This window comes from Yersinia alsatica (assembly GCF_902170305.1).
Classification (GTDB): domain Bacteria; phylum Pseudomonadota; class Gammaproteobacteria; order Enterobacterales; family Enterobacteriaceae; genus Yersinia; species Yersinia alsatica.
In genome coordinates this window covers 39,430-64,365 of record NZ_CABHWW010000011.1, presented here as the reverse complement: position 1 = coordinate 64,365, position 24,936 = coordinate 39,430, and the positions used below count along the sequence as shown (strand labels likewise).

Here is a 24,936-nt window from a genome sequence, read left to right as displayed (position 1 = left end):
ATAAACACTCATTATCGAGCAAATAATAAGGCCCCAAAGGGCCTTATTATGCTAATTAAAAAATTGGAAATACGAAAAGCTAGCCGATGGTCATCAGGCTGGCATTGCCACCCGCTGCCGCAGTATTGACACTGAGTGAGTGCTCAATGAGCAAGCGCTCTAACAGGATATTGGTTTCACCACGGGCAAAACCTTGTACCGAGACAATTGGCCCATCAATTTGCGCTATCTGCTCACACAAGATACGCAATTGGTCGGCATCGCCGTGGTAGATAACCGCATCAAAGCTGACATTAGCCGTTTGCCAATCTTTAGTGAGGGTAATACGCGCTTGCACAACTGGAGGTAATTTGCGGAACAAATCACTTTGCACGGTATTTTCCGACCATAATACCTCACTGCCGGTTGCCAGTACGGCGGCGAGTTGTGTCAGTGCATCGGCCTCGGTATCAGCTAAACATAACACTCGCTCACGAGGTAACAGAGCATAAGTATTACGCTCACCGGTTGGCCCCGGTAACAGCCGGACTGTTCCCCCTTGAGCCAACTCACCATAGCGCTGCGCCAATTCGGCGAGCTCGCTATGTTGCTGCTCTCCAGCCCATGTGATCAGAGCGTGATGGGCGGCTTGCAACATTTCACGGCCAGCGACATTCTGCACTTCTTCACTATGCGGATGTGACAGTGTATTGACCACCGCATCTTCCGGGCGACTGCACAGAAGGCGATACAGATACAGCGGGCCGCCGGCTTTAGGGCCCGTGCCAGATAAACCTTCACCACCAAAAGGCTGTACCCCGACCACTGCACCGACCATATTGCGGTTAACGTAGAGATTTCCGACTTTGGCTTTTTCAGTGATATGGGCGATGGTTTCATCAATACGGGTGTGAATGCCTAACGTCAGGCCATAACCAGAAGCATTGATTTGATCGACCAGTGCACTCAGGTTCTGGCGCTGGAAGCGCACTACGTGCAGCACTGGGCCGAAGATCTCTTTTTGCAGTTCATCAAAACTATCCAACTCTATTAAGGTCGGTTTGATAAAGGTGCCGTGTTGCCACTCTTTCTCATCTTGATCATTGTTGCGGGCAGCTTGATAAACCTTGCGCCCTTTGGTGCGCATTGCCTGGATATGGCGTTCAATGCCAGCTTTAGCCTCCGCATCAATCACCGGCCCGATATCGGTAGACAGGCGTTCCGGGTTGCCCATCCGGCATTCAGCCATGGCGCCACGTAGCATTTGTAAGGTGTGCTCAGCGACATCATCCTGAATGCAGAGGATGCGTAAAGCGGAACAACGCTGACCTGCACTGTCAAAGGCCGAAGCCACAACGTCAGTGACCACTTGCTCGGTAAGCGCCGATGAGTCCACTATCATGGCATTGAGGCCACCGGTCTCAGCAATTAATGGGGTTGGGCGGCCCTGAGGATCAAGTCTGCCAGCAATGCTGCGCTGTAGAATGCTTGCTACTTCGGTTGAGCCCGTAAACATCACGCCGCGTACTCGCGCATCGTTGACGAGTGTGGCGCCAACACTGTCACCTTGGCCCGGCAACAGTTGCAGTACACCTGGCGGGATACCGGCTTCCAGCAAAATACGGACGGCCTGAGCGGCAACCAGTGGTGTCTGTTCTGCCGGTTTTGCCAACACACTGTTACCGGCAGCTAAAGCAGCAGCAACCTGACCGGTAAAGATGGCGAGTGGGAAGTTCCATGGGCTAATGCAAACCACTGGGCCGAGTGGGCGGTGGCTATCATTAGAAAAGTTATCACGTACCATTCCGGCATAGTAGTGCAGGAAATCAACGGCTTCACGCACTTCTGCAATGGCATTACTGAAGGTTTTACCGGCTTCGCGCACCAGGATACCTATCAGTGTTTGCATCTGATTTTCCATCAGTTCGGCAGCACGCACTAAAATAGCGGCTCGCTCCGCCGGTGGTGTGGCAAACCAAATCGCCCCGGCATTGGCTGCGGCATCCAAAGCACGGCTCACTTCAGCTTCTGTGGCTTCACGAACGTAACCGACGATATCTGTTGGCTCGGCGGGGTTGATAACGGGCAGATCGACACCGCTATCAAGCTCGGCATCAATAATAGGCTCTGCCCGCCACAGTTGACTGGCACTGGTGAGTAATGCGCTGGAGAGTGAGGCCAGACGATGTTCGTTGGCCAAATCTAACCCGCTGGAGTTAGCGCGGTCTTTACCATACAAATCCCGAGGTAATGGGATTCGTGGGTGAGGTAAGCCGAGTTGCCCTTCACTGGCGGCGATAGCCTCCACGGCACTCACCGGATCGGCGACTAATTCATCCAGTGGTAGGGTGGCGTCCGCAATACGGTTAACAAATGAGGTATTTGCTCCGTTTTCCAACAGGCGGCGAACCAAGTAGGCCAGCAATGTTTCATGGGTGCCCACTGGTGCATAAATACGGCATGGTCGATTAAGCTTACCCTCGGCAACTTTCCCAACTACCTGCTCATACAGCGGTTCACCCATACCATGCAGACACTGGAATTCATATTGCCCAGGGTAGTAATTCTGCCCAGCAAGATGGTAAATCGCTGATAACGTATGCGCGTTGTGGGTGGCGAATTGCGGGTAAATCAGGTTAGGCACCGCCAGTAATTTTCGTGCGCAAGCCAGATAAGAAACATCGGTATAAACTTTGCGGGTATAAACCGGGTAACCCTCTAAGCCATCCATTTGGGCGCGTTTGATTTCGCTGTCCCAATATGCACCTTTGACCAAGCGGATCATCAGGCGGCGACGGCTGCGCTGCGCCATATCTATTACTGCATCAATGGTGAATGGGCAGCGTTTTTGATAGGCCTGAATAACGAAGCCAATACCATTCCAGCCTGCCAGCTTTGGCTCAAAGCAGAGTTTTTCCAGCAGATCGAGTGAAATTTCCAGACGATCGGCTTCTTCGGCGTCAATATTAATCCCAATATCGTACTGGCGAGCTTGCAGGGTGAGTGACAACAAACGCGGATAAAGCTCATCCATGACTCGCTCATATTGAGCACGGCTGTAACGAGGGTGCAGCGCCGAAAGTTTAATTGAAATCCCCGGCCCTTCATAAATCCCTCGGCCATTTGACGCTTTACCAATGGCATGAATTGCCTGTTGGTAAGAGAGCAGATAAGCCTGAGCATCCGCTTCTGTCAGCGCGGCTTCACCCAGCATATCGTAAGAGTAACGGAAACCTTTATCTTCCAGCTTGCGGGCATTAGCCAATGCTTCCGCAATGGTTTCGCCAGTCACAAATTGCTCACCCATCAGGCGCATGGCCATATCCACGCCTTTGCGGATCAGCGGTTCGCCGCCTTTACCAATAATTCGGTTTAAGGAGCTGGAGAGTTTGGCTTCATTGTGAGTCGAAACCAGATGGCCGGTAAACAGCAGGCCCCAGGTCGCTGCATTGACAAACATTGACGGGCTACGGCCCAAATGGGAGTGCCAGTTGCCATTGCTGATTTTATCGCGAATCAGCGCGTCACGAGTGGGTTTATCCGGAATACGCAGCAGGGCTTCTGCCAGACACATCAATGCCACGCCTTCTTGTGAAGAGAGTGAAAACTCTTGCAGCAGGCCTTGGACTATCCCGGCACGGCCATTGGCACTCTTTTGATTACGCAGTTTCTCAGCAATGGAGTAAGCCAGTTTATGGGTTGCTTGCGCCTGGTCTGTCGGTAAGCGCGCCTGCTCCAATAGCATTGGAATGGCTTCTGTCTCTGGGCGGCGATAGGCCGCGGTGATAGCGGCTCGGGTAACCGATTGCGGCAGCACCTGCTCGGCAAAATCTAAGAATGGCTGGTGGGCGCTTTCAGTGACTTGCGGCATAATGTCGTCCGCTTCCTGAGAGGTGGCCGCATTTGTTGCAGGAAGCTCCGGTAATTCGCTGTTATTTTCCAGTCGTTCCAAATAGTTAAAAATTGCCTGCTTGATAAGCCAGTGTGGCGTGCGGTCAATACGCTGTGCCGCGGCTTTAATACGGTCACGTGTCGCTTCATCGAGCTTCACGCCCATTGTGGTGCTACCCATGCGGTCTATCTCCTTCCATAAGGGGAGTTATGATTTTATTTCAGACAATATCAAGCATGTTGCAACTTTGTGCAACCTTGTTAATTGAGGGGCGTATTTGAACTGTGAATTCCGTCTTGTTTTTAACAATTATCAAGAATTGGTATTTGCTTAAAATTACGCGTAAGGACGACTAATGCTAATAATAGTAGGGGTTATGGCGGCTTTGCCTTAGGTGTCACTCATTTTGTGATGTCGGGTGTAACTGTCGACATTGCGTAATGTGATGCAGGGTGAATTTTTTGTAAATAATTTGTTTAAATTCTTGTGAGTGAAGAAAGGACTCTACTAGGATAGCAACCGCGAGACAGTGGTTTGCTAGCGAATAGGTGCGCTAGTAATGTATTTAAGGTTAAGCATTCAGCTCTGGTGCAACTTAGTGTCACGTTCCGACCAGCCAGAGAGATAACCATCATTTTGCAACCTATTGGGTATAAAGCATGATGCCGCTTTAAGCGGAAAGAACTAAAAATAGCGAGATATATTAAAACGATAATACGCACTATGGAGACGTTGCATGACCATGAACACACCGATGTTGGTGACTTTTTTAGTTTACATTTTTGGGATGATACTTATCGGCCTTATGGCCTACCGGGCGACCAATAACTTTGATGACTATATTTTGGGTGGGCGAAGTCTAGGCAGTGTGGTGACCGCATTGTCTGCTGGCGCTTCTGATATGAGTGGTTGGCTATTGATGGGTTTGCCGGGGGCGATTTTTCTTTCAGGCATCTCTGAGAGCTGGATTGCGATTGGTTTAACTATTGGTGCTTACCTTAACTGGAAGTTAGTTGCCGGTCGTTTGCGAGTACATACCGAAGCGAATAATAATGCTCTGACACTGCCGGATTATTTCACCAGCCGCTTTGAAGACAACAGTAAATTGCTGCGGGTGATATCTGCGGTCGTTATCTTGGTTTTCTTCACTATTTATTGTGCTTCAGGGATTGTTGCCGGAGCACGACTGTTCGAAAGCACCTTTGGCATGAGTTATGGCACTGCTCTGTGGGCCGGTGCTGCGGCGACCATCGCATATACCTTTATTGGGGGTTTCCTGGCCGTTAGTTGGACTGACACCGTTCAGGCAACTCTGATGATTTTTGCCCTGATTCTAACTCCGATTATCGTCATTCTGGCGGTCGGGGGCATCGATACTTCAATGATGGTGATTGCGGCGAAAAACCCCGCCAATATTGATATGTTCAAAGGACTGAATCTGGTCGCAATTCTCTCTTTGCTGGGTTGGGGCTTGGGCTATTTTGGTCAGCCACATATTCTGGCGCGTTTTATGGCGGCAGATTCTCATCGTACTATCCGTAGTGCCCGCCGTATCAGTATGACTTGGATGATCTTGTGTCTGGCAGGGACTATCGCGGTAGGCTTCTTTGGCATCGCTTATTTCGAGAACCATCCAGAGCAAGCGGGAAGTGTGACTCAAAATGGCGAGCGAGTGTTTATCGAGCTAGCCAAGTTGCTGTTCAATCCGTGGATTGCCGGCATTCTATTGTCTGCTATTTTGGCGGCAGTAATGAGCACATTAAGCTGCCAGTTACTGGTGTGTTCCAGTGCATTGACGGAAGATCTGTACAAAGCATTCTTGCGTAAAAAAGCCAGCCAGAAGGAGTTGGTGTGGGTGGGGCGTGCCATGGTGTTGTTGGTGGCTCTGATTGCTATCGCCTTGGCGGCAGACCCAGATAACCGCGTGCTTGGCTTAGTGAGCTATGCTTGGGCTGGTTTCGGTGCGGCATTTGGCCCTGTGGTTCTGATTTCAGTGATGTGGCCACGAATGACGCGCAATGGCGCATTGGCGGGGATGCTGATTGGTGCGATTACCGTCATTGTCTGGAAGCAATATGCTTGGTTGGATCTCTATGAAATCATCCCGGGCTTCTTGTTCGCCAGTATCGCCATTGTGGTGGTGAGCTTGCTAGGCCGCACGCCGAGCAATGCAATTACTGAACGTTTCCGTAGCGCGGAAGCCGAGTTTAAAACCATTTAATATCGCGGTCATTTTGCCCGTTGCCAGTGTGTTGGTGGTGCTTAGCCACTCTAATCACTCGCTGATAAAAGCTCCCTACCAGATAGGGAGCTTTTTTTTGCAATAAATCTTACACAGAACAAATCGCAGCATTAATTCGTATCCTAATGAATTCATTTATTATTTAACTCATCAGAAACAACTTGCCACAGTTTGTTTAACAATATTCTTATTCAGCCTCTTGAATTTCTTTTTGCCAGAATGATAATCACTATCGTTTTACTTTTCTTTACGTTTACCGACATTGTCTATAATCATAGATCGCTACCCATAGCCATACCCATCAGGGGTGTTTAGCATGTTTGTCCCATTTCTTATTATGTTTCGTGAAGGGCTAGAGGCTGCGCTGATTGTTAGCCTGATCGCCAGTTATCTTAAACGTACTCAACGCGGTCAATGGATGGGAGCAGTATGGGTGGGTGTTATTACCGCCGCAGCACTTTGTCTGGCGATAGGTATTTTTATTAATGAGACCACGGGTGAGTTCCCGCAAAAACAGCAAGAGTTGTTCGAAGGGATTATCGCGGTGGTGGCAGTTTGCATATTAACCTATATGGTTTTCTGGATGCGCAAAGTGTCCAAGTCAGTCAAAGTTCATCTCGAAGGGGCGATTGATAGCGCGCTAAATTCGGGCCGTAGTCAGGGGTGGGCATTAGTGGCAATGGTATTCTTCGCGGTGGCTCGTGAAGGCCTTGAGTCGGTCTTCTTCTTATTGGCGGCGTTCCAGCAAGATGTCGGCATTGGTGCACCTATTGGTGCAATATTAGGCTTAACCTGCGCCATTTTAGTTGGCATGGCTATCTACTGGGGCGGTGTTAAGTTACATCTGGCTAAATTCTTTAAATGGACCAGCCTGTTTATTCTGTTTGTGGCCGCCGGTCTTGCTGCCGGGGCGATAAGAGCCTTCCATGAAGCCGGTCTGTGGAACCATTTCCAGGACATCGCTTTTGATCTGACCAATGTCCTGTCAACTCATTCATTACTTGGCACCTTCCTTGAGGGCATGTTTGGCTATCAGGAAGCACCGACCATCAGTGAGGTTGCGGTCTACTTTATCTACCTAATTCCGGCATTGATTCTCTTCTTCCTTCCACCACGCACCACGGCGGCCTCAACCGTACCTGCTGCGCGGAAAACTAACCAATAATTCAGGGATTTATTACATGTCTAACCGGTTCTTCCGTCGCACAGCCTTACACGCCGCTTTATTGGCACTGCCTGTTTTTGCTATCAGCGCGCAGGCAGCTGATATTCCACAAGTTAAAATAACGGTTAATGATAAACAGTGTGAGCCAATGGCGCTGTCCATCCCTGCCGGTAAAACTCAGTTTATTGTCCACAATGCGAGCCAGAAAGGCTTGGAGTGGGAGATTCTGAAAGGGGTGATGGTAGTTGAAGAACGTGAAAATATCGCCCCTGGCTTTACGCAGAAGATGACCGCCAATTTGGAACCGGGTGAGTACGATATGACCTGTGGTTTGCTGAGCAATCCGAAAGGCAAATTGACGGTCACTGCAGCAGCAGATTCCAACGCAGCAGTGAAACCAGATGCCATGGCGCTGGTGGGGCCAATTGCTGAATACAAAGTCTATGTAACACAGGAAGTTGCTCAGTTAGTGGCGCAAACCAAAGCCTTTACTGACGCGGTAAAAAAAGGTGATTTGGCCTTGGCACGCCAGCTTTATGCGCCAACCCGCCAACATTATGAGCGCATTGAGCCTATTGCCGAGTTGTTCTCTGATTTAGATGGCAGTATCGATGCCCGTGAAGATGATTTTGAACATAAAGCGGCGGACCCGAAATTCACCGGTTTCCACCGTTTAGAGAAAATCTTATTTGGTGATAACACCACCAAAGGCGCGGATAAATTTGCCGATACGCTGTATCAAGACACGCAGGAATTGCAAAAACGGATTAGCGGCCTAACCTTTGCGCCAAGCAAAGTGGTGGGCGGTGCAGCAGGTCTGATTGAAGAAGTCGCCGCCAGTAAAATCAGTGGTGAAGAAGATCGCTACAGCCGCACTGACTTATGGGATTTCCAGGCTAACGTCGATGGCGCGCAGAAAATTGTTAATCTGCTACGTCCATTGCTGGAAAAAGCCGATAAACCGTTGCTGGAAAAAATTGATGCTAACTTCAAGACTGTTGATAGCATTTTGGCGAAATATCGTACCAAAGATGGCTATGAGTCATACGAGAAGTTAACCGATGCCGACCGCACTGCAATGAAAGGGCCGATTACGGCTCTGGCGGAAGACCTTGCTCAGCTCCGTGGCGTATTAGGTCTTGATTGAGGCATTAAGATGAGTAAGAAAATCGGCCGGCAATTAGGGCCGTATCAGCATGATAACGGGGCGGCTTTGCCGTCTCGTCGACGTTTGTTGCTTGGTATGGGGATGATGAGTGGCGCACTGGCCCTTGGTGGGGTAAAAGTCGCGCGTGCTGCGGATTGCCCAGCCCCCGAGGCTGCTCCTGCCCAAGATGAACGCTGGCAGAAACAGCCGTTTTATGGTCAACATCAATCTGGGGTACTCACGCCACAGCAGGCCGCGATGATGCTGGTGGCGTTTGATGTGCTGGCAACAGATAAAGCGGCATTGAGCCGGTTATTCAAGTTGTTAACCGAGCGCATTGCCTTTCTGACCACCGGCGGGCATGCACCCTCAGTGAATGCCAAGTTACCGCCACTGGATTCAGGCATTATGGGGCCGGAAATCTATCCGGATAATCTGACTATCACAGTGTCGGTCGGTGACTCGCTGTTTGATGAGCGTTTTGGCTTGCAGCAGCATAAACCTTTGCGGCTTCAGCGCATGACCCGTTTCCCAAATGACTCACTGGATGCGGGCTTGTGCCACGGCGATATTTTGCTGCAAATTTGCGCCAATACCAATGAAACCGTGATTCATGCGCTGCGGGATATTATTAAGCACTCACCGGATCTGCTCAGTGTTCGTTGGAAGCGCGAGGGGTTTATCTCTGCGCATTCTGCTCGCAGCCAAGGTAAAGAGACGCCGATTAACTTGCTGGGTTTCAAAGACGGCACTGCCAACCCGAAAACCAGTGATAAACCACTAATCAATCAGGTGGTCTGGGTGCAGGATAATGTCGGCGAACCTGCTTGGGCTGTGGGAGGGAGCTATCAGGCCGCGCGGATTATCCGCTTTAAAGTGGAGTTTTGGGACCGAACACCACTGCAAGAACAGCAAACTATTTTTGGCCGTGATAAGCACAGCGGCGCACCTTTGGGCAGGGTTCATGAACATGATGAGCCCGATTACACCCAAGATCCTGATGGCAAAGTCATCAAGTTGGATGCTCATATCCGCCTGGCGAATCCGCGTACCGTTGAAACTCAGAATAACTTGATGCTTCGTCGTGGTTACAGTTACTCATTAGGGGTTTCAAATTCAGGGCAATTGGATATGGGGCTATTATTTGTCTGCTACCAGTCTGATTTGGAAAAAGCCTTTCTCACCGTGCAAAAACGGTTAAATGGTGAAGCGCTGGAAGAGTATGTGAAACCGATTGGCGGGGGATACTTCTTTGTATTACCGGGAGTGAGTGACGCCAACCACTATCTGGCGCAAGGGCTGCTGGAAGCTTAATGTGTAATGTTTGAAATCCAGCACCGCTTTTATGCGGTGCTTTCATTTTTTATAGCAACTTAACTTTTCAATTTGGCGGTAATCTTCGCCACATGCTCACCTTGGAAACGGGCTATCGCCAGCTCTTCAGCACTTGGCTGACGGGAGCCATCGCCACCGGCAATCGTCGTTGCGCCATAGGGCGTCCCACCACGAGTTTGTGAAACATCAAACAACTCTTTAGCACCATAACCAATCGGAACAATGATAAAGCCGTGGTGTGCCAAGGTGGTCCAGGTGGAGGTAATGGTATGCTCTTGCCCACCGCCAGTACCGGTAGAGGAGAATACACTGGCGACTTTGCCGTACAGTGCGCCAGATGCCCACAAACCGCCGGTTTGATCGAGGAAAGTCCGCATCTGCCCAGCCATATTGCCAAAGCGGGTGGGTGTACCGAAAATAATGCCGTCGTAATCAGCCAGTTCTTGTGGGGTGGCCACCGGTGCTTTTTGGTCAGTTTTGCCGCCAGCTTTGGCGAAAGCATCGGCAGGCATAGTTTCCGGCACTCGCTTGACAGTCACTTCGACACCGCTGACCTTTTGGGCACCTTCGGCTATCGCGCCAGCAAGTGTCTCGATATGTCCATACATGGAATAATAAAGCACTAAAATTTTCGCCATCTCGCTTCGCTCCAATCAAGGTTATTGAATAATACTGATATTGAATGATGCTGATGATGTATTCATAGCCGCTAGTTATGATACTTATTAACAATACGCCAATACCACCAAGCTGCAAGATTGACCGCACGGAAGGTACATAGCGTTGGGGGTAACAACTTGGTTACCCAGACTTTTTAGTTGTTATGACAGATCGCGTAACTTCTTTTGTAGCCGTTTTTGCTGCCAGCGTTCCAGCCAGTTACCCAACACAAAAGTGTTTATCGCCCGCAAGCCCAATACAATGCTGAACCCAAGTACCACCCACCATGCCCACATATAACTGGGTGAGGTAAACCAGTTAATCGCCAACAATACGCCGCACAGGATCACTGCCCGCAATAATTGGCGCATAAAAGCCATTTCATTTTCAACCGCATTACGGGCATCCAGCACACGTTGGTCAACTGCATTGGCTGGGGCATCTTGCTGCTGGCTGGCGTCGGAGGAGTAAAGCTCGCTGACTTTCAGATCCATTACAGCGGCAATCGCCCCTAAGGTTTCGAGGCTGGCCTGTTCGCCATTCTCAATACGTTGGATGGTGCGCACGTTAAGGCTGCAAAGCTCCGCCAGTTGTTCTTGTGACCAAGCCCGGGCTTGGCGTAATTCACGAATACGGTAAAGGTTCATCTTAAGTTCTCCTGGGGTTAGAAGGTCACCAATAACCCTATGCGCAAGCAGGCTACACCACCACGACAGTAACCAGACAATAACCCGACATCTTCCCGCCAGCGGTTGTGGCCGGTTAATCATCGGGCTATCTCACCAAAATCTGACCTCTGGGGTATTTATCACAGTTATATGTCATTCGCATTGACAGTGCTGAGTACGGATTATAATTTCAATGGCAGTTAAACTCCACTTTGCTTTTAAATATGGAGTTTTATTTTCACCATCCCCAACACACAGCGTCAAAACTATTGATTAATGAGGAACACCGCGAATGACTCAGATATATCATCAATATAAGAAACCCGTGAGTAGCAAAATAGTCTTGTTTAGCGCCTTGACGCTAATGCTCTCGCTCTCTTTACCTTATGCCAATGCTGAACGTTATCCCGATGTGCCAGTCCCCTTTAAGTATGGTACCGGTGCGCGGATAGATAACAATTTATATGTTGGCTTGGGCAGTGCCGGTCAGTCGTGGTTTCGCCTTGATACAGATAACGCCAGTGGTGGCTGGCAAAAAATAGCAGATTTCCCCGGTCAACCGCGCGAGCAGGCGGTAGCGGTAACACTGGATGGAAAGCTGTATGTCTTTGGCGGTGTGGGTAAAAATAGCGCCAGTGATACTCAGGTACAGGCGCTCAATGATGTCTATCGATTTGATCCGCAAACCAATCAATGGCAGCAGTTGGCCACCCGCGCACCCCGTGGTTTGGTAGGAACTGCCGCGACCACATTAGATGGTTCCCAAGCGCTGTTATTGGGTGGGGTAAACAAAGCCATTTTTGACGGTTACTTCGCGGATCTTGCTGCTGCGGGAAGTAATGAAACACAAAAAAATGCGGTTATTGATGCCTATTTTGAGCAAGCTCCAGCCGACTATTTTTATAACCGCGATGTCCTGATTTATGAGCCGAGCAAAAATCAATGGAAGAGCGGTGGTCAGGTACCATTTTTAGGCACGGCAGGATCGGCAATCACTGTTATGAATGACAACTTGATATTAATAAATGGCGAAATTAAGCCCGGGTTACGAACCGCTGCGGTATGGCAAGGGAAAAAGCAGGGGGCCGAACTGGCCTGGCAACAACAGCCAGATTTAATGAGTGCTAAAAAAGGTGTCGTTCAAGAAGGATTGGCCGGAGCATTTTCCGGCAGCAGCAATAATGTGCTGCTGGTGGCGGGGGGGGCTAACTTCCCCGGGGCCTGGCAGCAATTCAATGCCGGTCAGTTATATGCTCACAAAGGGCTGAAAAAACAGTGGCAGCAACTGATTTATGCCCGGGTGAATAACCAGTGGCAGTTGGCTGGCAAATTACCTCAACCACTGGGTTACGGTGTTTCTATTCAAGATGGTGATAAATTGATTTTGGTTGGTGGCGAAACCACCGGCGGCACGGCTACATCCGCAGTGACACAGATGTCTTGGCAGGGGGGGCAGCTATATATTGAATAATTCCGTCGAATAAAAAGATCGGTAACGCTCTATATTGAGCTTTTTGGCATAATATAAGAGCGTTATGGCACAATGTGACAGAGCCTGTTTGCGTAAGCTGGCAACTTACCTCACAGGAGAACGAACATGAAAAAAATAGCACTGTCTTTGGCTATCATTGCGGTTTCATTATCAGCTCAGGCGCACACTTTTAGCGTGAAAAGCCGGGATATGCCAGCCGGGAAACCGCTGCAAAATCAGCAGGTTTTTAACGGATTTGGCTGCGCGGGTGAGAATCAATCGCCACAGCTTTCATGGCAGGGTGCTCCGGCAGGGACGAAAAGCTTTGCTATCACGGCTTATGATCCTGACGCGCCAACAGGCAGCGGCTGGTGGCATTGGACGGTGGTGAATATTCCGGCCAATGTCCATGAATTGGCAACCAATGCAGGGCAGCGCAGCGATAATGAGGCGACCGGCAGCTTACCCCAAGGTGCCGTGCAGGGGCGCAATGACTTCGGCTATGCCGGATTTGGTGGTGCTTGCCCGCCAGCAGGAGATAAGCCCCACCGTTACCAGTTCACCGTCTGGGCATTGAAAACAGACAAATTGCCATTGAACAGTGATGCTAGCGGCGCATTGGTGGGCTTTATGCTTAACAGCAACGTCATTTCGAAAGCGGAACTGGTCACGACCTATGGCCGTTAGCCTCTAATCCAAGAGTAAAACGTATGCAGCAGATAAACCACCGCCAGATGACCATCTCCAGTGCTGAGATTGTGGCCCGCCGTGCACACACGTTGCATCGGGTGACAGTATTTGCGCCAGCGCTGTGTCATGTTCGCCAAGGCAGTAAATTGGTGCAATGGGGAGCACAGGCCGCCAACGCCGGGCAATCAACACTTATTTTATTCCCTGCTGGTGCTGAAGTCAGTATCGCCAATACCCCCGATCGGGGCCATTACTGTTCGGATATGGTTTATCTGCCACCAGAGTTACTGCGCCAGTTTCGTCAATGGTACGGCGCGCAGGCCGTCACACCGGTAACCAGCGCTTCTTTATGTGTTCCTCTGGATGCCGATACCCATCGAGCATGGGAATCTTTATTGCTCAACCTAAAAAGTCAGGCACCCAATGTATTGTTACAGCACTCTGCCATGGGGGTTTTATTGGCGCTCCATCTGGCTGGGCAAGCAGGGCCATTATTGATCGATCGCCGAGATAAACTGGCTGAACAGGTGCAACAAATTTTCTTGCTCGATCCGGCCCGTGACTGGAGTGTGAGTGATGTCGCGCAAGCGCTGCATATGGGAGACTCCACTTTGCGGCGCAAGCTGATGCAAGAAGAGCGGCAGTTCAGGGGGATTCTGGAGGAAGTTCGCATGGGCTGCGCGTTGCATGCACTGCAAACCACATCACTGTCGATAGGGGAGATTGCGGCACAGCACGGTTATATCTCGCCGTCTCGTTTTACCTCGCGTTTTCAGCAGCATTTTGGTTTAACTCCGCGCCGGTTACGTGAAGCAATAACCGCCCCATAGTCTGAGTAAGGCATTATAAAAAACCGAATCATAGCCAATGATGGTAGTCACCGGGGTTTGCAATGTCTTTTCTCTATTGCCACGGGATAAAGTGGGTAACAGCCACTCTTTAGCTTGGGGGATTGTCTGGCGTGATGGGGTTAAGGGTTAGCACCGGCGTCAGAAAAGTACTGACGCCGGGCTAGGCAGTGATGATTACAATTTAGTGATCTTGCTGTCGTACAGGCGGGCTCTGCGTTTTTTCAATGTGATATAACCGATGGTCAAAATGACAAACCACAGCGGCGTCACTATCAGCGCCTGACGGGTATCACTTTCCAGCGTTAACAGCACCAACACAAAGGCGAAGAACGCCATACATACCCAAGACATAAAGATACCGGCTGGCATTTTGTAGATGGATTTTTTATGCAGTGCTGGGCGTCTTTTGCGGTACACCAAATAAGAGCACAGAATAATGGTCCAGACGAACATAAACAAAATTGCTGACACGGTAGTGACCAACGTAAACACGGTCATGACGTTTGGAATCAAGTAGATAAGTACCACGCCGCCGAGCAGACAAATACAGGAGAATGTCAGGCCGGAAGCGGGAACAGAGCGACGTGATAATTTGCCAAATTGCTTTGGCGCATCGCCTTCTTTCGCCAAGCCGAACAACATGCGGCTGGTGGAGAACACGCCGCTATTGGCTGACGAGGCCGCAGAGGTCAATACCACAAAGTTAATCACACTGGCGGCAGCGGGTAGCCCGACCAGAACGAATAACTCAACAAAGGGGCTCTTATCGGCAACCACGGAACTCCACGGGGTCACTGACATAATCATAATCAATGAGAAAACATAGAACATGATTATGCGGATAGGAATGGAGTTAATCGCGCGCGGTAATACCACTTCAGGATCTTTGGTTTCTGCCGCGGTGGTCCCGACTAACTCAATACCAACAAAGGCAAAGACTGCTATTTGGAAACCGGCGAAGAAGCCACTGATTCCTTTCGGGAACATCCCACCGTCATTCCATAAGTGAGTAAATGACGCCGTGGTGCCCGAAGGGGACTGATAGCTCATCAACACCATAGTCAGGCCAGCAAAGATTAGCGCCACGATTGCCACGATTTTAATCATGGCGAACCAAAACTCCATCTCACCGAACATTTTTACGGTTGCCAAATTCAGTGAGAGCAACAGTAAAACCACTAACAATGAGGCGACCCATTGGGAGAACCCGGGGAACCAGAATTGCGCATAAGCGGTGATGGCGACAACATCAGCGATGCCGGTGATGACCCAACAAAACCAGTAAGTCCAGCCAGTGAAAAAACCGGCCCAGGGGCCAAGTAAATCCGCGGCAAAATCACTGAATGACTTATATTTTAGATTCGAGAGCAGCAATTCACCCATTGCACGCATCACGAAAAACAACATAAAGCCGATTATCATATAGACGAAGATGATCGACGGCCCGGCAAGGCTGATGGTTTTACCCGAACCCATAAACAAACCGGTACCTATGGCACCGCCAATAGCAATTAACTGAATATGGCGGTTGGAGAGACTTCGTTGAAGGTGCTCTTCAGGTTCCGGCAGCGGTTCTGCCACTATCTTGGATTGGTCTACCATCTTTCCCATTCCCTCTTCCTGTATTTGTGAAGTTGTTGAGCTCTATGCTGGCTCTTTGGTCTTAACCTGTCTGTCTGTCTGTCTGTCTGTCTGTCTGTCTGTCTGTCTGTTAGATTTTTTGTATGCTTTAAGTACAATTTGCGAATTATTTAATATCTTCGCAACAATAATTACACAACGCGCCTCGTTTTCCAGTGTTTATATTTCACACGCTGAAATTTGTTAAGTTCATCACAGCGCGTAGAATTACAACATGAAGTTACATAACTAACAATAATCGCTAGTGCCAGATGCATAATTAATCCGCAGCGGTAAATACAGCGCAGTATAAAAAGAAAAATCCGACGAAGTGTTTGACAGCCAAGGCTAACAGGAGAATAATTATCGCCGTTGGGTCGTTAGCTCAGTTGGTAGAGCAGTTGACTCTTAATCAATTGGTCGCAGGTTCGAACCCTGCACGACCCACCAACAAACCCCGAAATATCAATAAATTACAAAATCCTCGTTTGAATCCCCTAAAATCAGTGGCGACAAAATGGCGACAGAAATCTGTGGCAATGACGATATTTTGACGCTAAAAAACCCGCGAGTTCGCAGGTTGTTTTTTAGCCAAATAATATAATTAGAAATTGAGCGTTGATTGTCCTTGAGCAGTTGAATGTGGCGGAACTTTATTAATAACACCCGGAGTCATAATAGAGCGAATAAATGTCTCCATTGTAATGAATGTATGTCCGCAATTAATATTGGTACACTGATTATATCTCTCTTTAGTTTCGGCAGATATTTCACGACTGGATCGAGTATGCGCTGTGCAACGGCAAATAGGGCATCGCATCATAATAAACACCTCAACGTTCATTTGAGCTTATTAACTATTTTAAATTATTCAAATGAATAAATCATCTGTTTGTATTCAACAAGTTATCCATCAATAGCTTCATAGCTCATATCTGATAGTAGAACTTCAAGTTCGAGGTTTGTCGTATAACCGCTATTATTGAGCGAATGAATAACTTTAGTAATTATCCACGGCTGGTTATCGATCACTGGCTTAAATCCCTTCACTTTGACGGGGGTTTCCGGGTATAGCTCGGGCCTGCCAATGGCCAAAGTAATAGAAAACTCAGCCACACCACGTTGTAATTTATCCCATTTTGCCTGAGCGGCGCGCATGGCTTGTGCTTTTGTGGCATAGACCGTCGTTAGGGCAAACACGTTATCAGCTTCACCCACCATATATTCACCCTTGCGCGCTTGCTGCTCTTTGGTAGTTTTTTTCTTCGTTACCGGTTTCGCCTTGGGGTGTTGTAACGCCCTTAAATGCTGTTCTTTTGGCTTGCGTTGGAGCTTCACTTTTTGCTTTTGCGGCTTCGGATCTTTGGTGTGTAACCACTTTGCTGTAACACCGGTGTAAGCGCCCCGATCAGCGATGGCAAACTGATGTCGGTCGCCGTCGCGGCGGGTGATGGTGACTTGCGGAATAGGTTTGCCGCTAGCAGTGACGCCGCAACCAGCTATAAGAAACAATAGCTTCCCCGCTTTGATGGAAACCTCGCCCCCGTTGCGTTCTGCAAGGCGAGTGAGGAATTTGGCGTCGGACTCTTGCGACTGGTCAATATGCGGAATTTTAATTGAGGCTAATGCTGGAGTGACGCTGGCAACGAGTTTGTTACGCGTGGCGATGGTTTCAACGATAACGCCGAGCGTGGTGTCATGCCATGATTGCTCGCGTCTGGAATTTAGCGTGCCACGAAAATCTGCACTTCTGGCACGGATGGTCACGGTATCCGGTGCACCGCGATGTTCCACTTCATCAACGGTAAAGCTACCTTTACCGATCAGCGCAAATCCTTTCCAGCCGAGAAACAACGTCAAAACTGCACCGCGTAGCGGCAACTCAACTCGTCCGTCGGCGTCATCAAGCTCAATATCAAGCTGATCGGCTTCAAAGCCGCGATTATCAGTCAGGGTTAGATTTATCAAGCGGTTGCTGATATTGCCGGTAATATCACGATTATCAAGCGTTAACATAAAATCCGGCATCAATATGTTACCCGCATCTTTTGTCAGCACATCTAACATTAACTCGCCCCCACTGCGCCAGCCAGTTTTGCGACCATATCGCCGTTATTGCCGATGAGAGTTTTGCTCTGTTTACCTATATCGCCATATAGCGCTGCAAGTGATTCATCCACGCGGGAGAGCGTTAGCGTAAAATCGATTTTGCGCGGAGTACCGTCAGCAAAAAACACGCTACCGGTTTCGCTTACATTATTGATGACATACATGCCATAAATTGTGCCGGAACCATCCAGTAACGGCCATGCACGGCCTTCTTCTGCCATCAGTCTAAGTGTGGTCATGGTCATTTTGCCGCCAGTGAGTTCGGGATAAAGCACACCCCCAAGTGTGATTTTCTCCTCGCCAATCCCAAGAAATTGAAAAGCATCACGCTGACCAACCCGACTATTAGACGGCCAGCGATACTCCGCATTACGCTGAAAATTCTGGTAGGGCAGTGTCTGACGCATAAAAATAAACATACCGAGTGCGAGCATCATGGTGTGTTATCTCCTTATCCATCGAATGTCATGCTGGCGCGCATACGGGCGCGCTTTTCCCTTTCATGTTGTTCGAGAGCATCGCGGAGTTGGCGGTTAAAATTGTCACTAGTGGAGACACCACCAGAGAGCGTGATGTGGTAATCGTTTTTGCTCTGGTCAACGTAAGAGCGACCCGCAGGTGCAGTAACTGGCTGATAGGCCTGATAGCCACCATAAGTACTGGTCGCTGGAATGTAGGAGCCGCCCTGCGTCACGGCACTGGCTTTAGTCGCAGTTTGGTCAAGTGTGCTGGATTCCTTATTGATAACACCGAGCTTTTCCAGCACCCAATCAATACCACTGCGCAATTTGTTAAAGACATTGAGCGGCAGCATCAGCGCATCAGCCAGCGCCTGACCAAATATCACGCCTGCATTGCGGCAACTGTCGAGTGTTTCTTTACTGGATTTCACCGGTGCAATGAGGTTTTGAAACCACTGCCAGACTTTTTGCAGGCCTTCGCCGAGAGAATCAAACATCGGCTTAAGCGGCACGAACATTTCTCCGACCGGTGCAAATGCTGCCTTGAGTCCTTCAATCACACCACCAAAAAATGCGCTGATAGGTTCCCAGTATTTACGGATAAGTAACGCTCCGGCGGCAATAGCTGCCACAACAGCCACCACCGGCCAACTGATCGCACCAATGGCAGTCATAATCGCACCGCATACCGAGGTGAACACGGTGCCTAGCGCGCCAACCGCAGCGATAATGGCATTCACACCCGTGATAACTGGCCACGCCACGAGGCCAATGGCACCAATCATGCCAACAACGCCAAGCGCCACCGCAGCAACAGTGCCTAATGTCTGAGCCAATCCTCGGTTTTTCTGAATCCAGAGATCCAGTTTCAACACATATCGGGTGGCCGTTTGTACCAGCTTGCGCAGTGAAGACTCCTGCTGGTCATAAAGGTCAGTCCCCACAGCCTGATATGCCGACTGAAATGCTTTAAAGTCGCCGCCGAGGTTGTCCTGCATAATGTTGACCAGTTCCTCGGTTTTGCCGTCAGAGGCTTTAAACACAGCGGTAAGTTGGTCTAGTTTACCGCTTGCCGCGGCGGTCATTAAAACCGCAGCGGCCGAGCTAGCTTCCTCGCCAAAGATGGTTTTCATGTACTCGGCGCGCTGGGCAGTACCCAGTTTATTTTTCTCAAAACTGGCCTGCATTTCTTTTAGGATGGTAATAATGGGCCGCGTGTTGCCTTTGGGGTCGGCAGTTTTTACTCCCAGCTCTTTTATGGCATCCCACGCCTTACCGGTCGGTGCCTGTAAGCGACTCAATACTGCACGACTCCCGGTACCCGCCATTGAACCGGTGATTTTTGCATCATGCAGTGCGCCCACCATGGCCGCCGTTTCTTCAATACTGACTCCCGCATTTTTCGCCACCGGGGCGGCGTAGGTCAACGCATCACTGAGACCATCAAAATTAGCGGCGGTCTTATTCATGGCCATTGAGATCACGTCACCTATATGCGCGACTTTATCGTTTGAAAGCTGAAAGGCTGATTTCATCCCCATCAGCAATCCGGCGTTTTCCTCCATCGTGCGTCGATTCGCCAGCGCCATATTTAGCGTGACCGGCGTCGCAGCCTGAATGGCGTCCACGTCACCGCCCGCTTTGGCGATAATAATCTGCGCGCTGGCAGCATCGTCAGCCGAGGCAGCGGTATTGTCACCGAGCTGGCGCGCCTGTTTACGCAGTGCGGTCATTTCTACCGAATCTTTTGCCACGCCGAGCACCGCCTGTAACTCGGCGTTTTTCTGCGCAAAGTCATAGCCGGATTTCAGCAGAGCAACACCGGCTAACGTGCCAGAAGTTGCAATCCCGACACCAGCAGCCCCGATTGATGCTGCATTACCCGCCAGCCCTTTACCCGCCTGATAGCGCTGCTTTACCGCGTTGAGTTTTGCCTGTTGCGCACTAACTCGCGCCAGTGCTTCACGCTGACGATTGAGCTGTGCCGTGGTTTCGCTGATGACGGTTTTTAGGCGTCGTTCATCTGCCGCCAATGTGCGTGTATTAATGCCCGCCTGGCTGAGTTCCTGACGCTGGCGCTGTACCGCCTGTCGTAAGCTATTATGTTTGAGCTGAAGAGCGGCGGCATTTTTGCGTGCGGCCTCCATCGCTTGAGCCTGTGCGCGGGTCGGCTGTTCGGTGTTTCTAAACTGAATAGCTAACGCGCGGGCTTCTTCTTTTGCTCTTTTCAGCTCCTGACCGGTGACGGCAAGCTGTGCGTTGGTCTTACGGAATCCCTCGATACGGGATGCCTGACCACTTAGCTCACGTAATGATTTTTGCGTTTCCCTAATATCCCCAGACAGCGATTTACTCGCTGTCTGAATGGATTTAAACGGGCGCGTCGCCTGGTCAACAGCCTTGAGTAATACCTGTAACTTGACGTTGTTACTCATGGGTGTTTCCACTTCTTTGGAGCGCTTTTTCGCGCCATGTGATGAGTTCGGTCAGACTCAGGGGATATAACTCTGATGGTGGCCAGTGGAATATCACGGCAATATCTGCCATCAAATCATCGACCGACAGTTTCTTCGGGAAATCTACTACACCGAATTCGGCGATAAAAAACCCACAACCTTACCGGCCAGAGCCACAAGGTCAGGCAGCTCCAGTGCGGCAACTTCTTGTTCAGTCAGTGCCGGAGAGGTCATGCGCGGCAATACTTTAATCAGTGCATCTACTTCAGAATTAGCGACTGCTGCCAGACTGACGCCACGCAGCGTTCCGGTAGTTGGTTTAATCAGGGTGATGCTCGCAATTTCCTGCCCACCGCGTTTAACCGGTTTTTCCAAAGTGACGATATTCTCGTTTTCTTTCGTCATGATTTTCTCGTTTTATTCAGTTGTCAGGGGAAACCGGCCAGCCTGACTGACCGGGCAAAGGTTACAGGCCGATATTGCGGCGATGCTGTTCGAGGCGATCAACACCATTCACCTTCTCAATCAGATTGAGGGTGTCGATCTCGACCAGCTCTTTACCGTCCAGCGTCAGCTTATAGTAAGTGCAGACCACCGAGATTTTTGCTTCGGTATCCTCTCCCTCTTTGCCTTCGCCAGTGTCGATCTCTTTCTGGCGGCCACGCATCACGACTTCGACAGCTACCGTTTCGCCACTATCATCGCGCTGGTAAGAACCAGAAAAACGAATCGGTACCGCATTGATACCGGTGGCAGCATACAATTCCCAGATAACCGCATCAGGGAAACCACCAAGCGACCATTCCATTGACAGGGCATCATCGTCGAGGCCGAGATCGACCGGTGCGCTGCCGTTCATGCCCGCCCCGCGATAGTTTTCCAGCTTGCGGGTTAGCTTCGGTAGCGTGATTGACTTGGCAACGCCCTGATAGCTGTAGCCGTTCAGGAACACATTCATCATTTTCAGTTTGCGTGGCATAGCCATGAGTCAGGCTCCTTACTTGCTATTAACTGAGGAGACCAGATTTGCCAGATACTTATCAGTGATACGCTGGCGCAAGGTCAGGTTTTCTAGTGGCGGTACCGGCGTATAGTCATAATCAATATACAGTTTTCCGGCTTTCAGGGTTTCGGCGTCATTGGCTTCTTCGTCAAACCAGCAGCTTGCATCGACGATATAGCCGTTAGTTTTCAGCTCGCGAAACTTGGCATTGATGCCATCCACGATGTCGCGAATTAATGTGGCGGTGACAGGTTTATCCACCGCCCACATATGCCCCTTGGCTAGGGTGTCGGCGATAACCTGTGCGGTGCGGGTATAGTTCTCAAACAGGAATAGCGGGTCATCCGAGCAGGTGCGGTTGCCCCAAAAACGGAAACCATCTTTGCGGATCAGCGTGGTGATACCGGATTCATTGAGCTGGTCGGCATCAGTACCCGGTTCCTGTAAATCCCAGAATACCGAGGAGCTGATACCGGTGACGCCATTGACACCGACGTTAGACAGCGTTTTGTGCCAGCCTTGTTCTTGGTCGATCTTGGCACGCAGACCGAGTGCGCGAGCGGTGGCGTAGGCAATAGTTGTCGTGTTAGTCGCAGTATTCCATGCCAGAAAATCCGGCCATATCACCATTAGCTCACGCTGACTGAAATTCTTGCGGTAGGCCATGGCCTCTGAAACCGTCTTGCAGCCCCATGCACTGATATAGCCAAAGGCACGTAGTTTCTGGCAAATTGGTGCCAGTGCGACAGCGACCTCTTTGTTATCCAGCCCCGGTACACCGAGAATACGGGGTTTAACGCCAGTGACTGCCTCGGCGGTAAGCAGTGCTTTCAGCCCGGTGTATTTGCCGTTTTCGTCAGTGGTGCCGATGATGTTGGATACCGTCTGCGCGAGTTTGGCTTCCTCATCATCACCGGAGCCATCCTCCACGCGTACAACAACAATGACCGGTTTTGACTGGTCAGCAATAGCCTGAAGGGCTGCGGCAAGGGTGCCTTTTTTACCGGCTTTGGCGATGGCGCTCTGTACATTGGTAATTAACACCGGCTCATTGAGGGGGAATGTTGCTGCATCTGCATCGCTGGCCGTGCAGACCATACCGACAATCGCGGTTGAAACAGTAGAAATGACACGGGTGCCGTCGTTGATTTCGATGACCTGTACGCCGTGGTGATAGTCACTCATCCGTTTAACTCCGTGGTTAAGAGATGAGTGTTATTGTCCGGTTAGCTTTTAAGGACGTCTATTTATCTGGGTTGGTTAAGGTCTGACACAACAGCAAGAATAAGAAACGCGGGCAATTGCCCGCCTGAATTACGCCGGTTGTTTCGGCCAATCAATATCCGGTGCTGCTGATATATCTAGCTGACTAAGCTGAACGCGATACTTACGCCATGTTACCAACTCAGATTCGGCGGTTGGGGTGGACATATCAAACTCAATACTGTCTTTGAGTATTTCAATTTGAGTCTTGGCTTCCTCCAGCAAAATACTTTTCTTTTGCCTTGTTTCGGCTAAGTAATATTGTTTTTCCGCCTCACTGTCTTTAACCCATTTAGTGCCACTCCATCGGTCAAATGGACTGGTGGGGGCCAGTAGGGTGGTGTTTTCTGGCAGCGAACCAAGCTGATTGATAGTCTGTGGCTCACCGGTTTGCGTGCTGTAAACCTCGGTTTGGCGATGGTCTTCGACATATTCCCATTGCTGGGTTTCTTCATTAAAAATAACTGCATATCCCTTTTTAGCGAGCAAAGGTTTTATTTCCGTGCAGGATGCGGGTAGCCCAGTATAGGGCGTAATGTAGTAATCACTTTTTCCAACAAATTCTTTAGTCTCATAATGATAATTAAAAACAGTAATAGTCTGCTCTTTGTCTGACATTACAAAAGCCATGATTATGCAGCCCTCACAATGTAATTAAATGCCATATTGACGGGACGGTTTTCATTAGCGGTGGGAACGACCATGCCTACATTCAGGTTAATTTGTGGTATTGTGACGGTCCCTGTGGCTGCCACGTTGTTTCTTCCTTGTGTGCCACTGGTCGTAAATGCCCCCCAAGATGGCGACGGGTAGTTCGCTGACAATTCTTTTGCACCATCAATACGAAATGCCCCCGTAATGTTTCTGATGGCATCCCCCTGAATACTGAGCAATGTACGCCCGCCATCAAGGTTGCGCCCATTGTCCCAACCACGAATAAACATACCGCGCAAGTCTGGTAGTACACCGCTCGGATAGGCTAGCGCCAATTGTGGGCAATGTACTTTATCAAACGCCTGACCGTTACAAATTATCCAACCTGCTGGCGGTATAGCTAATGGCCACGGCAACGGAATACCAACAGGTAAATTATCTTGCGCACGTAAATAACGAGCATCACTTTCAGCTTTGTTGTAAACCCCAATATTCTGAACAAACAGTGTTTTATTGGGGATATCAGAACCATTACTATCTTTCGTCAACTTAGTACCAAGAGCGTCCGCCAGTGCCTTTAGAGTGCCAAGTTCAACCGGAACGTTGTCTTTCAGAAGGCTAATCCCTGTATGTACAAACTCAGTGGTAGCAATTTGCTGATTATTGGTGTCTTGTGCTGGCGTGGGTGCTGTTGGTATTCCCGTCAAATCTGGGCTGTGTTTGAACGCATATTGGGTATGCGGATTGGCGGCATCAATATGCTTTTTCAGTAAAGTATCGGCGTACTGTTTAACTTCAATGATTTTATTATCAACATATTGGCGAGTTGCCAGCACCACTGACGGATCAATTTTTAACTCCACCGCACTGGTGCTGGAAACAATTAAAATCATTCGAATGGTTTGAGTTCGGCCACTCCCCTCCTGTAACAATGGTTTGTATGTTTCAGGGCAGTTTGCGACGGCAATTAGCATTCCTTCACTGTCAAACAGACCGATTTCACGAATAAACCAGCCGCCCTCATTTTCGGGAATAACCTGCTCGACAATAATCTGATTTATATTTTGCGGGTCAATTGAGAGCATATTAACTGCGCCTCGCCTGACTTCATTTATCAGCGTTGTTTGTTCTGGATTTGGAGTTACCGCCTTTCCGCCACCATCCCCGACAGACATATGGGTAATTTTTAACGTTGTCCCTAATGCCGCCGCATTGGCCAATCGGGCCGCACCCTGATTCGTCAAAATTGCAAAATATTTCGTAGTCATTG

The 24,936-nt window shown here is 49.6% G+C and carries 21 protein-coding genes and 1 tRNA gene; 8 read left to right on the top strand and 14 right to left on the bottom strand.

The window, feature by feature from the left end; translation table 11 throughout:
• Positions 1-79 precede the first annotated feature (79 nt).
• Positions 80-4,051 carry a trifunctional transcriptional regulator/proline dehydrogenase/L-glutamate gamma-semialdehyde dehydrogenase gene (gene putA, locus FTA96_RS07065; protein ID WP_145573482.1) on the bottom strand — a complete coding sequence of 1,324 codons (3,972 nt, stop codon included), beginning with the start codon at positions 4,049-4,051 and terminating at the stop codon, positions 80-82.
• A gap of 556 nt (positions 4,052-4,607) precedes the next feature.
• On the opposite strand from putA, the gene putP reads away from it, so the two are divergent.
• From putP to efeB, 4 genes are all read left to right on the top strand, one after another.
• Positions 4,608-6,092: a sodium/proline symporter PutP gene (gene putP, locus FTA96_RS07060; protein ID WP_050106649.1), complete on the top strand. Its 1,485-nt coding sequence runs from the start codon at positions 4,608-4,610 to the stop codon at positions 6,090-6,092.
• A gap of 337 nt (positions 6,093-6,429) precedes the next feature.
• Positions 6,430-7,278 carry an iron uptake transporter permease EfeU gene (efeU, locus tag FTA96_RS07055; protein ID WP_050106648.1) on the top strand — a complete coding sequence of 283 codons (849 nt, stop codon included), beginning with the start codon at positions 6,430-6,432 and terminating at the stop codon, positions 7,276-7,278.
• Between the two features lie 16 nt (positions 7,279-7,294).
• Positions 7,295-8,425 carry an iron uptake system protein EfeO gene (efeO, locus tag FTA96_RS07050; protein ID WP_145573481.1) on the top strand — a complete coding sequence of 377 codons (1,131 nt, stop codon included), beginning with the start codon at positions 7,295-7,297 and terminating at the stop codon, positions 8,423-8,425.
• Between the two features lie 9 nt (positions 8,426-8,434).
• Entirely contained in the window at positions 8,435-9,739 is a 1,305-nt protein-coding gene (efeB, locus tag FTA96_RS07045) for an iron uptake transporter deferrochelatase/peroxidase subunit (protein WP_145573480.1), read from the top strand.
• A gap of 59 nt (positions 9,740-9,798) precedes the next feature.
• On the opposite strand, the gene wrbA is transcribed toward efeB, so the two are convergent.
• Both wrbA and FTA96_RS07035 read right to left on the bottom strand, forming a co-directional pair.
• Positions 9,799-10,398, bottom strand: coding sequence for an NAD(P)H:quinone oxidoreductase (gene wrbA, locus FTA96_RS07040; RefSeq protein ID WP_050106645.1), 600 nt, complete (start codon positions 10,396-10,398; stop codon positions 9,799-9,801).
• Between the two features lie 183 nt (positions 10,399-10,581).
• On the bottom strand, positions 10,582-11,067 hold the full coding sequence (locus tag FTA96_RS07035; protein ID WP_050121969.1) for a helix-turn-helix domain-containing protein: 486 nt from the start codon (positions 11,065-11,067) through the stop codon (positions 10,582-10,584).
• Between the two features lie 313 nt (positions 11,068-11,380).
• Between FTA96_RS07035 and FTA96_RS07030 the strand changes: the two genes are divergently transcribed.
• From FTA96_RS07030 to FTA96_RS07020, 3 genes are all read left to right on the top strand, one after another.
• Positions 11,381-12,559 carry an N-acetylneuraminate epimerase gene (locus FTA96_RS07030; RefSeq protein WP_145573479.1) on the top strand — a complete coding sequence of 393 codons (1,179 nt, stop codon included), beginning with the start codon at positions 11,381-11,383 and terminating at the stop codon, positions 12,557-12,559.
• A 126-nt stretch (positions 12,560-12,685) separates the two neighbouring features.
• Entirely contained in the window at positions 12,686-13,246 is a 561-nt protein-coding gene (locus FTA96_RS07025; protein WP_050106642.1) for a kinase inhibitor, read from the top strand.
• 23 nt (positions 13,247-13,269) lie between these two features.
• On the top strand, positions 13,270-14,079 hold the full coding sequence (locus FTA96_RS07020; RefSeq protein ID WP_134956871.1) for a helix-turn-helix transcriptional regulator: 810 nt from the start codon (positions 13,270-13,272) through the stop codon (positions 14,077-14,079).
• 195 nt (positions 14,080-14,274) lie between these two features.
• On the opposite strand, the gene cycA is transcribed toward FTA96_RS07020, so the two are convergent.
• On the bottom strand, positions 14,275-15,702 hold the full coding sequence (cycA, locus tag FTA96_RS07015; RefSeq protein ID WP_179210562.1) for a D-serine/D-alanine/glycine transporter: 1,428 nt from the start codon (positions 15,700-15,702) through the stop codon (positions 14,275-14,277).
• A 392-nt stretch (positions 15,703-16,094) separates the two neighbouring features.
• Here cycA and FTA96_RS07010 point away from each other — a divergent pair.
• A tRNA-Lys gene (locus tag FTA96_RS07010) sits at positions 16,095-16,170 on the top strand.
• A gap of 154 nt (positions 16,171-16,324) precedes the next feature.
• Here the strand turns inward: FTA96_RS07010 and FTA96_RS07005 are convergent.
• The 10 genes from FTA96_RS07005 to FTA96_RS06960 all read right to left on the bottom strand — a co-directional run bounded on the left by FTA96_RS07005 (position 16,325) and on the right by FTA96_RS06960 (position 24,934).
• Positions 16,325-16,543 (bottom strand): ogr/Delta-like zinc finger family protein, encoded by a 219-nt coding sequence (locus FTA96_RS07005; protein ID WP_071985026.1) that lies wholly within the window; start codon positions 16,541-16,543, stop codon positions 16,325-16,327.
• Between the two features lie 83 nt (positions 16,544-16,626).
• Positions 16,627-17,787 (bottom strand): phage late control D family protein, encoded by a 1,161-nt coding sequence (locus FTA96_RS07000; RefSeq protein WP_145573478.1) that lies wholly within the window; start codon positions 17,785-17,787, stop codon positions 16,627-16,629.
• Entirely contained in the window at positions 17,787-18,266 is a 480-nt protein-coding gene (locus FTA96_RS06995) for a phage tail protein (RefSeq protein WP_145506737.1), read from the bottom strand. The genes FTA96_RS07000 and FTA96_RS06995 overlap by 1 nt, the downstream gene beginning before the upstream one ends.
• A 14-nt stretch (positions 18,267-18,280) precedes the next feature.
• Positions 18,281-20,725 (bottom strand): phage tail tape measure protein, encoded by a 2,445-nt coding sequence (locus FTA96_RS06990; RefSeq protein ID WP_145530109.1) that lies wholly within the window; start codon positions 20,723-20,725, stop codon positions 18,281-18,283.
• The gene (locus tag FTA96_RS06985; protein WP_071777697.1) at positions 20,718-20,837 is read right to left on the bottom strand and encodes a GpE family phage tail protein; all 120 of its coding nucleotides are present in this window, start codon (positions 20,835-20,837) and stop codon (positions 20,718-20,720) included. Before FTA96_RS06985 ends, FTA96_RS06990 begins: the two co-directional genes overlap by 8 nt.
• A gap of 35 nt (positions 20,838-20,872) precedes the next feature.
• Positions 20,873-21,151 (bottom strand): phage tail assembly protein, encoded by a 279-nt coding sequence (locus FTA96_RS06980; protein WP_145506743.1) that lies wholly within the window; start codon positions 21,149-21,151, stop codon positions 20,873-20,875.
• Between the two features lie 61 nt (positions 21,152-21,212).
• Entirely contained in the window at positions 21,213-21,731 is a 519-nt protein-coding gene (locus FTA96_RS06975) for a phage major tail tube protein (protein ID WP_087818506.1), read from the bottom strand.
• 12 nt (positions 21,732-21,743) lie between these two features.
• A complete protein-coding gene (locus FTA96_RS06970; RefSeq protein ID WP_145573477.1) occupies positions 21,744-22,934 on the bottom strand; it encodes a phage tail sheath protein in 1,191 nt (396 codons plus the stop codon).
• 129 nt (positions 22,935-23,063) lie between these two features.
• Positions 23,064-23,642, bottom strand: coding sequence for a tail fiber assembly protein (locus tag FTA96_RS06965; protein ID WP_145573476.1), 579 nt, complete (start codon positions 23,640-23,642; stop codon positions 23,064-23,066).
• A 2-nt stretch (positions 23,643-23,644) separates the two neighbouring features.
• Positions 23,645-24,934, bottom strand: coding sequence for a phage tail protein (locus FTA96_RS06960; RefSeq protein ID WP_145573475.1), 1,290 nt, complete (start codon positions 24,932-24,934; stop codon positions 23,645-23,647).
• Positions 24,935-24,936: the final 2 nt, after the last annotated feature.

Excerpts from the sequence above, each read along its gene's own strand:
- putA (WP_145573482.1), bottom strand. The coding sequence starts at position 4,051 with ATGGGTAGCACCACAATGGGCGTGAAGCTCGATGAAGCGACACGTGAC.
- putP (WP_050106649.1), top strand. The coding sequence starts at position 4,608 with ATGACCATGAACACACCGATGTTGGTGACTTTTTTAGTTTACATTTTT.
- efeU (WP_050106648.1), top strand. The coding sequence starts at position 6,430 with ATGTTTGTCCCATTTCTTATTATGTTTCGTGAAGGGCTAGAGGCTGCG.
- efeO (WP_145573481.1), top strand. The coding sequence starts at position 7,295 with ATGTCTAACCGGTTCTTCCGTCGCACAGCCTTACACGCCGCTTTATTG.
- efeB (WP_145573480.1), top strand. The coding sequence starts at position 8,435 with ATGAGTAAGAAAATCGGCCGGCAATTAGGGCCGTATCAGCATGATAAC.
- wrbA (WP_050106645.1), bottom strand. The coding sequence starts at position 10,398 with ATGGCGAAAATTTTAGTGCTTTATTATTCCATGTATGGACATATCGAG.
- FTA96_RS07035 (WP_050121969.1), bottom strand. The coding sequence starts at position 11,067 with ATGAACCTTTACCGTATTCGTGAATTACGCCAAGCCCGGGCTTGGTCA.
- FTA96_RS07030 (WP_145573479.1), top strand. The coding sequence starts at position 11,381 with ATGACTCAGATATATCATCAATATAAGAAACCCGTGAGTAGCAAAATA.
- FTA96_RS07025 (WP_050106642.1), top strand. The coding sequence starts at position 12,686 with ATGAAAAAAATAGCACTGTCTTTGGCTATCATTGCGGTTTCATTATCA.
- FTA96_RS07020 (WP_134956871.1), top strand. The coding sequence starts at position 13,270 with ATGCAGCAGATAAACCACCGCCAGATGACCATCTCCAGTGCTGAGATT.
- cycA (WP_179210562.1), bottom strand. The coding sequence starts at position 15,702 with ATGGTAGACCAATCCAAGATAGTGGCAGAACCGCTGCCGGAACCTGAA.
- FTA96_RS07005 (WP_071985026.1), bottom strand. The coding sequence starts at position 16,543 with ATGATGCGATGCCCTATTTGCCGTTGCACAGCGCATACTCGATCCAGT.
- FTA96_RS07000 (WP_145573478.1), bottom strand. The coding sequence starts at position 17,787 with ATGTTAGATGTGCTGACAAAAGATGCGGGTAACATATTGATGCCGGAT.
- FTA96_RS06995 (WP_145506737.1), bottom strand. The coding sequence starts at position 18,266 with ATGATGCTCGCACTCGGTATGTTTATTTTTATGCGTCAGACACTGCCC.
- FTA96_RS06990 (WP_145530109.1), bottom strand. The coding sequence starts at position 20,725 with ATGAGTAACAACGTCAAGTTACAGGTATTACTCAAGGCTGTTGACCAG.
- FTA96_RS06985 (WP_071777697.1), bottom strand. The coding sequence starts at position 20,837 with ATGGCAGATATTGCCGTGATATTCCACTGGCCACCATCAGAGTTATAT.
- FTA96_RS06980 (WP_145506743.1), bottom strand. The coding sequence starts at position 21,151 with ATGACGAAAGAAAACGAGAATATCGTCACTTTGGAAAAACCGGTTAAA.
- FTA96_RS06975 (WP_087818506.1), bottom strand. The coding sequence starts at position 21,731 with ATGGCTATGCCACGCAAACTGAAAATGATGAATGTGTTCCTGAACGGC.
- FTA96_RS06970 (WP_145573477.1), bottom strand. The coding sequence starts at position 22,934 with ATGAGTGACTATCACCACGGCGTACAGGTCATCGAAATCAACGACGGC.
- FTA96_RS06965 (WP_145573476.1), bottom strand. The coding sequence starts at position 23,642 with ATGGCTTTTGTAATGTCAGACAAAGAGCAGACTATTACTGTTTTTAAT.
- FTA96_RS06960 (WP_145573475.1), bottom strand. The coding sequence starts at position 24,934 with ATGACTACGAAATATTTTGCAATTTTGACGAATCAGGGTGCGGCCCGA.